11 protein-coding genes are annotated in these 12937 nt (G+C 70.7%); 6 read left to right on the top strand and 5 right to left on the bottom strand.

Going from position 1 to position 12937, the window contains the following annotated elements:
• Positions 1-132: 132 nt before the first annotated feature.
• The 6 genes from ACLV7J_RS00775 to ACLV7J_RS00750 all read left to right on the top strand — a co-directional run bounded on the left by ACLV7J_RS00775 (position 133) and on the right by ACLV7J_RS00750 (position 7341).
• Positions 133-1269: a glycosyltransferase gene (locus ACLV7J_RS00775; protein ID WP_411867230.1), complete on the top strand. Its 1137-nt coding sequence runs from the start codon at positions 133-135 to the stop codon at positions 1267-1269.
• A 25-nt stretch (positions 1270-1294) separates the two neighbouring features.
• Positions 1295-3109: an ArnT family glycosyltransferase gene (locus ACLV7J_RS00770; protein ID WP_411867229.1), complete on the top strand. Its 1815-nt coding sequence runs from the start codon at positions 1295-1297 to the stop codon at positions 3107-3109.
• A complete protein-coding gene (locus tag ACLV7J_RS00765; protein WP_411867228.1) occupies positions 3109-3774 on the top strand; it encodes a phosphatase PAP2 family protein in 666 nt (221 codons plus the stop codon). Before ACLV7J_RS00770 ends, ACLV7J_RS00765 begins: the two co-directional genes overlap by 1 nt.
• Positions 3775-3853: 79 nt before the next feature.
• Positions 3854-4279, top strand: a complete 426-nt coding sequence (locus tag ACLV7J_RS00760) for a DUF1824 family protein (RefSeq protein ID WP_411867227.1) — start codon at positions 3854-3856, stop codon at positions 4277-4279.
• 94 nt (positions 4280-4373) lie between these two features.
• Positions 4374-5327, top strand: a complete 954-nt coding sequence (hemC, locus tag ACLV7J_RS00755) for a hydroxymethylbilane synthase (RefSeq protein ID WP_411867226.1) — start codon at positions 4374-4376, stop codon at positions 5325-5327.
• Positions 5302-7341, top strand: coding sequence for a chloride channel protein (locus ACLV7J_RS00750; protein WP_411867225.1), 2040 nt, complete (start codon positions 5302-5304; stop codon positions 7339-7341). Before hemC ends, ACLV7J_RS00750 begins: the two co-directional genes overlap by 26 nt.
• Here the strand turns inward: ACLV7J_RS00750 and ACLV7J_RS00745 are convergent.
• The 5 genes from ACLV7J_RS00745 to dctP all read right to left on the bottom strand — a co-directional run bounded on the left by ACLV7J_RS00745 (position 7338) and on the right by dctP (position 12910).
• The gene (locus ACLV7J_RS00745) at positions 7338-7970 is read right to left on the bottom strand and encodes a L,D-transpeptidase (protein ID WP_411867224.1); all 633 of its coding nucleotides are present in this window, start codon (positions 7968-7970) and stop codon (positions 7338-7340) included. The two genes, ACLV7J_RS00750 and ACLV7J_RS00745, sit on opposite strands and share 4 nt — an antisense overlap.
• A gap of 108 nt (positions 7971-8078) precedes the next feature.
• Positions 8079-8666 carry an inorganic diphosphatase gene (locus tag ACLV7J_RS00740; RefSeq protein WP_411867223.1) on the bottom strand — a complete coding sequence of 196 codons (588 nt, stop codon included), beginning with the start codon at positions 8664-8666 and terminating at the stop codon, positions 8079-8081.
• A gap of 82 nt (positions 8667-8748) precedes the next feature.
• Complete coding sequence (locus tag ACLV7J_RS00735; RefSeq protein ID WP_411867222.1) at positions 8749-10290, bottom strand: carboxypeptidase M32; 1542 nt, start codon at positions 10288-10290, stop codon at positions 8749-8751.
• Between the two features lie 80 nt (positions 10291-10370).
• The gene (locus ACLV7J_RS00730; RefSeq protein ID WP_411867221.1) at positions 10371-11834 is read right to left on the bottom strand and encodes a diguanylate cyclase; all 1464 of its coding nucleotides are present in this window, start codon (positions 11832-11834) and stop codon (positions 10371-10373) included.
• Positions 11834-12910, bottom strand: a complete 1077-nt coding sequence (dctP, locus tag ACLV7J_RS00725; RefSeq protein WP_411867220.1) for a TRAP transporter substrate-binding protein DctP — start codon at positions 12908-12910, stop codon at positions 11834-11836. Before dctP ends, ACLV7J_RS00730 begins: the two co-directional genes overlap by 1 nt.
• Positions 12911-12937 lie beyond the last annotated feature (27 nt).

The following is a 12937-nucleotide window of genomic DNA, read 5'->3' as shown; positions in this document are numbered from 1 at the left end:
CCTGAGCTCAGCCACCTGAGCCCCGGCTCCGGGTGCACCGGTCTACGGTTCAGCGGCCGGCGGGAGTTTCCCGCCGGTTTTGCTGTGCCGGCGGCCAGCACGTCCCCCGCCCATCGCGGAGATCCTCCGACCTTGCCTGAGCCCACGCCCCCGTCCACCGCGGCACGCCTGCGGCTGTCGATCGTGCTGCCCACCTACAACGAGCGGGGCAACATCGAGCCGCTGCTGGCCCAGCTGCTGCCCCTCCGGCAGCACGCCGACCTGGAAATCCTGGTGGTGGACGACGACTCGGCCGATGGCACCGCCGAGCTGGTGCGGCACCTCGCCCACGACGAGCCGGCCATCCGCCTGATCCGGCGGGTGGGCCGGGCCGGCCTGGCCAGCGCCATCAAGGAGGGCCTGCTGGATGCCAGCGGCGACGTGGCCCTGGTGATGGACAGCGACGGCCAGCACGAGCCCGGTGCGGTGCTGCGGGCCCTGCAGGCGCTCCAGCAGGGCGATCTGGACCTGGTGATCGGCAGCCGCTTCCACCCCGACGCCGAGATCCATGGCCTCAGCGGCCGCCGCGAGACCGGCTCCACCTGGGCCAATGCCGCCGCCCGCCGCAGCCTGCCCCGTGCCTACGGGCACCTCAGCGACTACATGAGCGGCTTCTTCGCCCTGCGCCTCGATGCGGCCCTGCCACTGATCCGCGGGGTGGATGTGAACGGCTTCAAGTTCCTCTACGAGCTGCTGGCGGTCAGCCGCGGCCGGCTGCGGGCCGCCGAGGTCCCCCTCAGCTTCCAGCCCCGCAGCTACGGCGCCTCCAAGCTGGACCTGGCGATCTTCTGGGATTTCCTGATCTCGATCCTGCACAGCCTCAGCCTGCGGCTGCTGCCCCGCCGCGCCATCAGCTTCGGCCTGGTGGGGGCCAGCGGCGTGCTGGTGCAGCTGGGGGTGACCCAGCTGCTGCTGGGGCTCAGCGGCCGCCCCCTGGCCGGCAACCAGGAGCTGGCCCTGGTGGGGGCGCTGGCGGCCGCCAGCTCCAACTATCTGATCAACAACGCCCTCACCTTCCGCTTCGCGCGGCTGCGGGGCCTGGGGCTGCTCCAGGGCCTGCTCAAGTTCCTGGTGGTCTCCAGCCTGCCGCTGGCGGCCAACGTGGGCGTGGCCCAGGTGCTGGTGCGCTTCTCCTATGCCGATTCGCTGAGTGCGCAGCTGGCCGGCATCCTGGTGGTGTTCGTCTGGAACTACGCCGCCAGCTCCAGATTCGTCTGGAACACCCCGTAGCCTCACCCGGTTGCAGATCCCCCCGATGGAGAGGCTGATCGGCCCGCTGGAGCGATCCCGGGCACGGCTGCAGGGCTGGTTGGACGCCGACGGGCGGCGCCCGCTGGCCCTGGGCCTGGCGGCCGTGATCGGGCTCTGCAGCCTGGCGTTCTTCCAGCAGCTGGGCACCCTCGGCCTGATGGACAAGACCGAGGGCCTGTTCGTGGAGGTGGCCCGCCAGATGGCGGACAGCGGCGACTGGATCACCCCCCGCTGGAACGGCTCCACCTTCTTCGACTACCCGGTGTGGGGCTACTGGATGGTGGCCCTCAGCTTCCGGCTGTTCGGTCTCAGCGAGTGGGCCGCCCGCCTGCCCGTGGCCCTGGCCGCCAGCGCCGTGGTGCTGGCCCTGGCCGCCCTGGTGTGGCAGCTGGCCCCCGCCGCGGAGCCGCCGCGGCAGCGGGTGGGGCGCGCCACCCTGGCCGCCACCGTGCTGGCCCTCTCGCCCGGCTGGGTGGGCTGGGGCCGCTCCTCGGTGACGGACATGTTCCTCTCCAGCGCCATCGCCCTGGCCCTGTTCGGCTTTGCCCTGGCCTACGCCCAGCCCGAGCGGGTGGCGCTGCGGCGCCTGGGCTACGGCGCCATGGCCCTGTTCGCGGGCATCGCGACGCTGGCCAAGGGGCCGGTGGGCCTGCTGCTGCCCGGCCTGGTGATCGGCGTGTTCCTGCTGCTCAAGGGCCAGCTGCTCCCCCAGCTGCGGCGGGCACCGCTGCTGCCGATGGCGGCCCTGTTCCTGGGGGTGACGATCCCCTGGTACGCCCTGGCCACCCAGGCCAACGGCATGGAGTTCCTGCAGCACTTCATCGGCTTCAGCAACCTGGAGCGCTTCACCTCGGTGCTCTATTCGCACCCGGGGCCGCCCTCGTACTACCTGCCCTGGCTGGTGGTGCTGCTGTTGCCCTGGTCGCTGTATCTGCCGGTGGCCCTCAGCAGGCTGCGTTTCTGGCGGCTGGAGCGCTGGCGCACACCGGCCTCGGCGGCCGATCTGCCCCTGCTGGCCCTGGTGTGGCTGGTGGTGGTGGTGGCCTTCTTCTCGGCCGCAGCCACCAAGTTGCCGGGCTACATCCTGCCGTCGATCCCCGCCGGGGCCCTACTGCTGGCCCTGCAGTTCCAGCCCCTGGAGCAGCCGGCCCAGCCCCTGGGCCGCGGCCAGGCCGCCAGCGGCTGGGTGAATGGGGCCGTGCTTGGCCTGATGGGCCTGGCGGCGGCCCTGGCGCCCCGGCTGGTGAGCAGCGATCCCGCCTATCCCGACTTCGCCGCCGCCCTGCAGGCCTCGGGCCTGCCCCAGCTGCTGGCCGCCCTGCTGGCCGCGGCGGCCCTCGCCCTGGCGCTGCTGCTGGTGAAGCCGGGGGGTCTGGCCTGGCTGTGGCTTCCGAATGCCGCCGCCTTCCTGGGCCTGCTGGCTCTGGTGCTGCCCGGCCTGGCCCCCCTGATGGATCGCGAGCGCCAGCTGCCGATCCGCCAGCTGGCGCGCCTGGCGGGCACGATCGCCCGGCCGGGGGAGCCGCTGCTGGTGGTGGGCTACAAGCGCTACAGCGTCGTGTACTACAGCGGCCGGCCGGTGCTGTTCGTGCACAACGCCGACGATGCCCGCCGCGAGCTGCGGGATGGTGGTGCCCCAGGACGCCCCGGGCCTGCGCGTCCCGGGGCGGCACCGGAGAGCCTGCTGCTGTTCGGCAACGACGCCGAACTGCTGGAGTTCGGCCTGGGCCCGGGCGACGGTGAGCTGCTGGCGCGGCGCCAGGCCCACCGGCTGATCCGCCTGCCCCTGGCCCGCCTCCACCAGCTGCAGGACTCCTGATGGGAACGCTGTTGTCTGTGGCGCGGCTGTGGCTGCAGCAGTTGGGCCCCTGGCGCCTGGCCTTTGGCGTGCTGGTGGCCGCCGCCCTGGCGGGCTTTGGCCCGCGCCTGGCCGCCGACCGGCACCCCGCCTTCGATGAGGTGGTGCTGGAGCGGATCCACGGCGCCATCCCCGACGGGCTGGGCCAGCTGCTGCTGCTGGTGTATCAGCTCAGCGGCGTGCACGTGACCGCCTTTCTGGTGCTGGCGGTGCTGGCCTTTCTGGTGTGGCGCCGCCTCTGGGCCGAACTGGTGTGCCTGGCGGTGGGCACGGCCGGCATCCTGGTGATCGTGGACCGCTGGCTCAAGCCCCTGTTCGACCGGTCCCGCCCCAGCAACCGGCTGCTGGAGGACATCAGCGGCCGCAGCTTCCCCAGTGGCCATGCCGCCGGCTCGGTGGTGTTCTATTTCCTGACCTGCACCCTGCTGGCGGCCCACTACCCCCGGCTGCGGCGTCCCCTGTTCCTCGTCTCCAGTGCCTGGGTGGCGCTGGTGTGGCTGAGCACCCTCTACTGCCGTGCCCACTGGCTCACCGACATCGTGGCCGGGGCCTCCCTGGGCTACGTGTGGCTGAGCTGCTGCCTGGCCGGCTTTGCGGTGTGGGAGCGGCGCCAGCGACCCGCCTGATGCCACGCTGCCTGCCAACGCCAGCGCCCTGCGGCGCCCCGCGACGCAGCCCTGCCTTCTGAGTTCTCCAACACCCCCCATGCCCTCCGACTCCGCCCCCCAGCCCAGCGCCGAGCTGGCCGCGCTGACCGATCTCTGTGGCCTGCGCAGCGCACCCGCGATCACGGACGCCCAGCGGGCGCTCCTGCGCCAGCAGCTCGATGCCGCCATCGGCCGCTGCGACTGGTTCACCGTGGGGGTGATGGCGCCCTCGGCCGGCGCCGCCGTGCAGGCCCTGCGGGCCGCCGAAGCCGCCCTGGGCTGGCCGGCCCTGGAGCTGGATCCGGGCTGCGCCCTGCCCGAGGCGATCGAGGGTCCGGCCTTCCTCAAGGCCAACCAGAACAGTGGCCGCTACCTGGTGCGGGCAGAGGCGGGCCTGGGGGAGGGGATCCTGATCACCGGCCACAGCCCCGCCGATCCGGCCGCCGAGGACACCTGGGGACCGCTGCCCCTCGATTTCTTCTGATCACGACCTCCCGCGTCCGCGCCAGGAGCGGACCGGCCACTCCTTAGGCTGGGCGGCTGTGATCCGGCAGCCGCCGCTGCCCCCGAAGCATCCGATGGCCGCCTCCCAACTGCGCATCGCCTCCCGCCGCAGCCAGCTGGCCATGGTGCAGACCCACTGGGTGCGCGATGAGCTGGCCAAGGCCCACGAGGGCCTGGAGATCAGCATCGAAGCCATGGCCACCCAGGGCGACAAGATCCTGGACGTGGCCCTGGCCAAGATCGGCGACAAGGGCCTGTTCACCAAGGAACTGGAGGCCCAGATGCTGGTGGACCAGGCCGACATCGCCGTCCACAGCCTCAAGGACCTGCCCACCAACCTGCCCGAGGGGCTGATGCTGGGCTGCATCACCGAGCGGGAGGATCCCGCCGATGCCCTGGTGGTGCACGAGAAGCACAAGGACAAGACCCTCGCCACCCTGCCCGCCGGGGCGGTGGTGGGCACCAGCTCCCTGCGGCGCCTGGCCCAGCTGCGCCACCACTACCCGCACCTCACCTTCAAGGACGTGCGCGGCAACGTGATCACCCGCCTGGAGAAGCTCGACTCCGGAGAGTTCGACTGCCTGATCCTGGCCGCCGCCGGCCTGGGCCGCCTGGGCCTCGGCGATCGCATCCACGAGCTGATCGACCCCTCGATCTCCCTGCACGCCGTGGGCCAGGGGGCCCTCGGCATCGAGTGCCGTGAGGGCGATGCCGCCGTGCTGGAGCAGATCAAGGTGCTCGAGCACCTGCCCACGGCCCGCCGCTGCCTGGCCGAACGGGCCTTCCTGCGGGAGCTGGAGGGAGGCTGCCAGGTGCCCATCGGCGTCAACACCCGCTTTGAGGGCGACACCCTGGTGCTCACCGGCATGGTGGCCAGCCTCGATGGCCTGCGCCTGATCCGCGACGAGGCCCGGGGGCCCCAGGAGGATCCCGAGGCGATCGGCATCGCCCTGGCCCACGCCCTCAAGGCCCAGGGCGCCGGCGAGATCCTGGAGGAGATCTTTGCAAGCGTCCGGCCCGAGGCCTGAGCAGGGCACGGACGCCTCCGCCTCGGGTTCTGCCGCCGGGCTGGAGCCGGAGCACGCGGCGCCCCTGCCTTCGCCGCCAGCCGGCGCCGAGGGCGAGGCGCGGCCCCTGCCCTTCCAGTGGAGCCTGCTGGCCTGGGCCGCCCTGGTGGGGGTGCTCACGGGCATCGCCGTGGTGGGCTTCCACTACCTGCTCGGTTTCATCAACAACGTGCTGTTCGGCCCCGTCGTTGAAGGGCTGCTGAACCTGGTGGGCAACACGGCCCCGGAGCCGCTGGCCCAGCCCCTGCCCGCCCCAGCGCCGGACACGGGCACGCCCCTCAGGGCGCTGGTGCAGATCGGCCTGGGGGGCCTGGGCTTCCTGCCACCACCGCCCGCACCACCGGAGCCGATCCCCCTGCCCGGGGAGCCGCTGCCGGCCTGGCTCGCCTCCTGGCCGGTGGTGGTGATCCCGATGCTCGGCGGCCTGGCGGTGGGGCTGCTGCGCTTCCTGGTGCGCGATCTGGGCCCGAGCCTGCCCAGCCTGATCGCCATGGCCGACGGCGCCGTCAAGGCGGCCCCCAAGCTGCCGCTGCTGCGCCTGGTGGCCGCCTCCCTGAGCCTGGGCAGCGGCGCCTCCCTCGGCCCCGAGGGGCCCAGCGTGGAGAGCGGCGGCAACATCGGCCTGTGGGTGGGCAGCCGCGGCGGCCTCTCCCCCAGCAGCCAGAAGGCCCTGGTGGCGGCGGGCGTGGCGGCGGGTCTGGCGGCGGGCTTCAAGGCGCCGATCGCCGGGGTGTTCTTCGCCTTCGAGGGCAGCTACAGCACGATTCCCGGCCGGCCCAGCGTGCGGGCCGTGCTGGTGGCGGCGGTGGCCTCCGAGCTGGTCACCCAGCTGTGCCTGGGGGATGAACCGATCTTCCGGCTGCCCGCCTACGAGGTGCGCTCCCCCCTGGAGCTGCCCCTCTATCTGGGGCTGGGCCTGGTGGCCAGCTTTGCCAGCTGGGCCCTGGTGAGCGTGCTCTCGGCCGGCCGCAGCGGCCCGGTGCAGCGGGCCCTGAGCCGGGTGCCCACCTGGCTGCTCACGGCCCTGGGGGGCCTGGGGGTGGGGCTGATGGCCCTGGGGTTTCCCCAGGTGCTGGGCGTCGGTTACGACACGATCGAGGCCCTGCTCGGCAGCGACGGCGGCATCGCCCTCACCACCCTGCTGGCCCTGCTGGGGGTGAAGCTGCTGGCCACGGGGCTGAGCAGCGCCACGGGCTTTGTGGGCGGCGGCTTTGCGCCGGCGCTATTCCTGGGAGCCGTGCTCGGCAATGTCTATGGCCAGCTGCTGGGCGACGGCGGCTTCGGCCTGCCGGTGGCCGAACCGCCGGCCTACGCGATGGTGGGCATGGCGGCGGTGCTCGCGGGCAGCGCCCGGGCGCCGCTCACGGCCCTGCTGCTGCTGTTTGAACTCACCCGCGACATCCGCATCGTGCTGCCGCTGATGGCGGCGGCCGGCCTGAGCGCCGCCCTGGTGGAGCGCTGGCAGGGCCTGAGCGATCCCGGCCTGCTGGGGCCCGACGCCCTCGAGGAGGAACGGCGCCGCGAACTGGCGGCCCTCACCGTGGGGGAGGCCCTGGAGCCCGAGGCGCCCCTGGTGCTGGCGGGCACCCTGCCGGCCCGCGAGGCCCTGGAGCAGCTGCTGGCGGCCCACGGCCACTGCCTGATCGTGACCCAGGACGAGTGGGTGATCGGCCTGGTGACCCTGGGAGATCTGCAGCGGGGCCTGACGGCCGCCCATGGCGGCAGCCTCTGCCTGGCGGACTGCCGCCGCAGCGACCTGGTCTGGCTGCCGGCCAGCGCCAACCTCGCCCAGCTGGAGGACCAGCTGCGGCCCAACGGCCTGCGCCAGTGTCCCGTGTTCGCCCTGCCCGATCCCAGCCTGCCGAAGCTGCCCACGGGGCTGCCCGGCGGCGGACTGGCTCTGGGCCGTCTGCAGGGCCTGGCCAGCCGCGACGGCATGGCCCGGGCCCTGGCCCGGCGGGCGAGTCAGCCCTAGGGCTTGATCACCACCGGCGTGCCGATGCTCACGGCATCAAACAGTTTCTCCACGTGCTCATTGCGCATGCGCACACAGCCCTGGCTCACGGCCGCCCGCGCATCCACCCACCAGGGCCAGGGGGTGCCATGGATGCCGTAGTCGTCGATGCCGGTGCGGTGGAAGCCGATCCAGCGGTGCCCGAGGGGGCCATTGCGCCCCACGGCGCCCTTGACCTTGCCGCTCACGGTGCTGCGATACACCGGATTCACGACCTTGGTCTGCACCTTGTAGGTGCCGGTGGGGGTGGGGGTGCCGGGGGCGCCGATCACCACGGGCCAGCGGCCCTCCACCTTGCCGTCACGGATCAGGCTGATCTCCCGCTTGCTGAGCACCAGCCGGATCTCGGTGGTGCTGGTTGCGGCCTGGGAGCCGGTGGCCACCGCAGCGGCGGGAGCTGGGCGCACGGCCGGCACGACCCCGCTGGCCGGCGTTGACAGCGCGGCGGGTGCCGGGGCTGGGCCGCCAGCCTCGGCGGCCCTGGCGCCGCTGGCCGAATCCAGCGATCCCGCCAAGGGCAGGGCGAAGGCCCCCGCCACCAGCAGAGGCGTGAAGCCGGCGAGGACCGTGCGCAGGGATGGACGAAGCACAGGGCGGGGTTGCGTGACGCGTGGATTCACGCTAGCCGCCGGTGCCGAATCGCCAACGCCTGTCGCCCTGAGGGCGCCGCCGGGGAGGGGCGGCGTCCCGCAGCGCGCTCAGTTGACCAGCTTGGCCTCGATGGTGTCGAGGTAGCGCTGCTCGCACTCCTTGATGATGCGCACGGCCTCGGCGGCATCGAGGAAGCCGTTGACGCGGCAGGTGCCGGGCTTCTTGAGGTCCTTGTAGTGCTCCCAGTAGTACTGGGTCTCCTTGATCCAGTGCTCACCCAGCTGGGTGTAGCTGGTGATGTGGTCCTGGCGCTTGTCGTCGGCCAGGACGGCGATCACCTTGTCATCCACCTCACCGCCATCGTCGAAGGTCATGATGCCGATGATGCGGGCCTCCACCACGGAGCCCGGCACTAGGGGCTCGGTCACATTGACGATCTCGATGTCGAGCGGGTCGCCGTCCTCATCCCAGGTGCGGGGGATGCAGCCGTAGGCGAAGGGATAGGCCAGGGAGGAATAGCCGACGCGATCAAGCTTGAGGTGGCCGGTCTCGGTGATCAGCTCGTACTTGTTGATCGTGTTGGAGTTGAGCTCCACGATGGCGTTGAGGCGCAGCTCGGCTTCATCGGCGAAGGCCGGCAGCACGTGCAGCAGGTTGAGCATCGTGCGGCTCGGGGCGTGGTCGATGTTCGCCATGAAGCGGCTGGGAAACGGCTGGCGGGCATCCTACGGATCGCAGCCCGGCGGCCCCTCCGCTGGAGCCCTCAGAGGGGGCCGCTCAGTGGGGGCCGCGCAGATCGGCGACCTTGGCCCCGAGATAGTCCAGAAAGGGGCGGGCGCTCAACGGCCGGCCCGTGACCTGGCGGACCAGCTCCTCCGCGTTGACCAGGCGGCCCAGGGGCCAGACGTGCTGGCCCAGCCAGCCCTGCAGAGCCGCCTCCTGGCCCGCGGCCACCAGGTCCTCGAGGGGGCCGAGCTGCTGCTCCATGGCCGCCGAGAGCTGGGCGCTGATGAGATGCCCCAGGGCATAGGAGGGGAAATAGCCGAAGAGTCCCTCGGCCCAGTGGATGTCCTGCAGGCAGCCCTCGGCATCGCTGGCGGGCACGAGTCCGAGCAGCTCCCCCATGCGGCGGTTCCACCGACTGGGAAGCTCCTCCACCGGCATCTCCTGCTCCAGCAGGGCCAGCTCCAGCTCGTAGCGCAGCACGATGTGCAGGCCGTAGCTGAGCTCATCGGCCTCGACCCGAATCAGGCCGGGCTTCAGCGGATTGAGGGCCCGCCAGAACCCCGGGGCCCCGCCCCAGGGATCGGCCTCCAGCCCGCTGGCGAAGCGCCCATGCCAGCGCCCGGCGAAGGCCCGGCTGCGCCCCACCCGGCACTCCCAGAACAGCGACTGCGACTCGTGCACCCCCATGGAGGTGGCCTCCCCCAGGGGCCAGGGGAAGTAGTGGTCGTCGGTGCGGGGCAGGCCCTGCTCATAGAGGGAGTGGCCCCACTCGTGGGCGGTGGCCAGGAAGGCCGAGAGGGGCTGGCCCGGCACCACCCGGGTGGTGATGCGGAAGTCCTGGGGGCCCAGGGTGCAGGAGAAGGGGTGGGCCGAGCGGGCGCGCTGGCAGCGCCGGGGGTCGTACCCCCAGCTGTCGAGCAGTTCGGCGCAGAGGCGCTCCTGCAGGGCCTCGGGCAGATCCACGGCCTCCGCGGATTGGGAAGGGGCTGCAACGGAGGCCTGGCCGCTGGCCACCGCGGCGATCAGGGGCGGCAGCTCGGCCTTCAGGGGCGCGAACAGCTCCTCAAGGCGGGCCTTGCTGATGTCGGGTTCGAAGGGCTGGGCCAGGATTTCCCAGGGACTGCGGGCCACCGGCTCGGCGGCGGCCAGCTGGCTGGCCTGCTGGCGGCGCAGGGCAATCAGCGCCTTCAGCGCCGGGGCAAAGGCGGAGAAGTCGTTGTTGGCGCGGGCCTCCTGCCACACGGCGTTGCCGCGGGACTGAGCCCTGGCCAGGGCGCTCACCAGGGCGGGATCCAGGCAGCGCTGGCGCTCCAGCTCCAGCCGCAGCAGCTGCAGGTTGCGGCGGTGCTCAGGCGGCGCCTCGGCACCCAGCTCGCCCTCCGCCGCCGCCACCAGCTCGGCGTAGGCGCTGCTGCTCTGCCGTTCGTGCAGCTGGCTGGCCAGCAGGGCCAGCTGATCCCCCCGCCAGGAGGCGCCGGCCGCCGGCATCACGGTGTTCTGGTCGTAGTAGAGGGCGCTGCTGATCGAGCCCAGCAGCCGCGTCTGGTGCAGGTGCTGGTGCAGCCGATCGAGGGCGGATCCCGAAACAGCCATGGGGCCGGAGCAGCGATGGCGTCAGCATGCCGCCCCAGCCAGGGGAGCCGAGGCCTCCCGGAACCCGAGCCAGGCTTGGATCAGGCGCTGTGCCTGGCGGCGTTGCGCCCGGCGTTCTTCACGGCGTAGAGCGCGGCATCGGCGCGGTCAAACCACTGCTCCAGGCTCTCCTGGGCCCGCAGGTCCGCCACACCGATGCTCAAGGTGACGCCCCATCCCCCGGGGAAGGAGTGGCTGGAGACGTTCTCGCAGAGACGGTTCGCCACCTGAAGAGCCTCCTCAGCCTGCAGCCGCGGCATCACCATGATGAATTCATCGCCGCCCCAGCGCGCCAGTCGATCTGACTGACGCAGGCTGGCCGCCAGCAACTGGGACACCTCAATGAGAATCTTGTCACCCAGGGTGTGACCCAGGCCGTCATTGATCTCCTTGAAATGATCCACATCAATCACCAGGAGAGACAGGCTCTTGCCATGCTCAACGCTCGTCTTCATCTGCGCCCGCAGAATCTCCTCGAAATGCCGGCGGTTGAGGAGGCCTGTGAGCCCATCGGTGGTGGCACGACCGTGCAGCAACGCATTCGCTGAGAGGAGAGCGCTGTTGGCCTCTTCAGCGGCATCGCGGGCCTCACTGAGGTTGCGCTCATAGAGCTTGCGCGCGCGGATATCCCGCGTGACGCCGACAAACCCCATCAACGGCCCCTCCTCCCCACGCAGGGGCGTCATGGTGATCTCGGTCCAGAACCGGGAGCCATCGCGATGGAGATGTTCGAGTTCCGCCCGGTAGGACGGCACGGGGGCATCGACCAGTTGCGGCTGCTGGAGCCACTGGGCGAGGGCAGCCTGCAGGGTTGAGGACGACGCTGGAGTCAGCAGATTGTTCAGGGGTTTGCCGATCCACTGCTCCGCCCGATAGCCCAGCAGGGTGTTCAAGGATGGGCTGATGAAGGTGAAGAGTCCCTGGGAATCCAGGGTCCAGATCACATCATCCACATTCTCGGCAATCAGCCGGTACCGCAGTTCACTGGCCTGCAGCTCCGCTTTGGTCTGCCGGAGGATGGCCATCTGGCGCTGCAATTGCCTGGCGCGGCGACGCTCCGCGTAGGCAAAGGCCTCAATCAGGCAGCGGCTGATCGCCAGAAACAGCAGCACAAAGACCGGCAGGAACACGATGGCCAGGCCGAATTGCGGAGACTGAACCGGAATCCCCGAACTGGATAAAGCCGCTGAACGGGACGCAACGTCGCCAGCATGACGGATCAGGATCAAGACAATCTGACCAGCCAGCAGCAGCCTGAGGATCCGCAGCGGTGGCACGATGGCCCGTCGACCGATCAGGGCCACCTCCAGGAAGGCCCATAGCGAGAGCACGGCCAGCAACAGGCCAATCAGGACATACTGGGATCCATACAGATGGTTGATCACCAGGACTTCATAGATGGCGTTGATCAGGAAGATCAGCGCCGAAAGCAGGCCCGCACTCTGAAGCGGCAGGGTGATGGACGGGTGCTCACCGGGGCTCCCATCGGCAAGGCGACCGGGCATCACGGACGGGGCTGGGCAGGACGGGCAAATCCCGTCACGGGCGCCACGATGGCATCCCAGCTGCGACGACAGCCCGGACGATGGGCTTCGCAGCGGGCGGACCAGCTGGGCAGGACGACCTCCCGGGAGAGCCGCTGCAGAAGCTGAACGTCCTGGCTGCTGACCGGAACACGGCGCAGGTCAGAGGGGCGCAGCTGACGGCATTGTCCGCCCAGAATGCAACGCTCCGACTCCCGTTGCAGGTCCTCGGAGTAGCGCCACAGCTTCACACTGAACGCCCTGAAGGCCTGAGCCAGGCGATCCTGCTCCTCAGGCCGCAGCGCCTTCCACTTGGCCAGGGAGATGGCGTAGCCGTTGAAGCCAAATTGAAAGGCGAGCGGAAAATAGTAGCGGGTGTGCTCCGTCCAACCGGCGAAGCTGGCCGAGGCGGCACTGGTCACGGCGCAGTCGACCAGACCCAGCTCCAGGGCTCTCCTGGTGTCTTCAAAGGGAAGAATCGCGGGGATTCCGCCGATCGCGGCGATCAACTGCGCCAAGCCGGGGCTGGCGATTCTCACCTTGCGGCCCTTCAGATCCTCAAGCTTCCCGATAGGGCTTCGGCAGACCATGATCTGGGGACCGAAACTCCAGAGACCCAGCAGCTTGGTTCCGAAACGCTCCTGCAGATCGCGGTCCAGGGTGGGGCCATAGGCCTCAGCAACCCGGCGGGCCTGCGGGAAGTCTGGAATCATGCCGGGCAGATCCAGGCCCTCCAGGGCCGGCTCCTTGGCGATGTTCTGCATGAAGCGCAGGGAGGCGATATCCACGCGCCCATCGCGCAGGGCCTCCAGCTGGTGGGTATCCTTCAGGCCAAAGGAATCAGCCGTTTTGTAGGTGATCCTCAACGGCAGATCTGTGCTGTCTGCCAGATGGCGAAAAAAGGGGGCTTCCTGCTCCCGCTGCAGCAGGCCCACGGACTGGGGCTGGCCCAGGACCAGCATCGGGATGGTTCTGAGCTGCTGCCAGGCGGCAACAAACGCCGCCACCACTCCGGCCATCAGGAGCAGGCGTACCGTGACCTGGCGGTCTACAGCCAAGGAGTCGTCAGTTCAAGGGCCACCTGT

This window comes from Vulcanococcus limneticus LL, from assembly GCF_943369875.1.
Classification (GTDB): domain Bacteria; phylum Cyanobacteriota; class Cyanobacteriia; order PCC-6307; family Cyanobiaceae; genus Vulcanococcus; species Vulcanococcus limneticus_A.
This window is presented reverse-complemented; position numbering and strand designations above follow the sequence as displayed.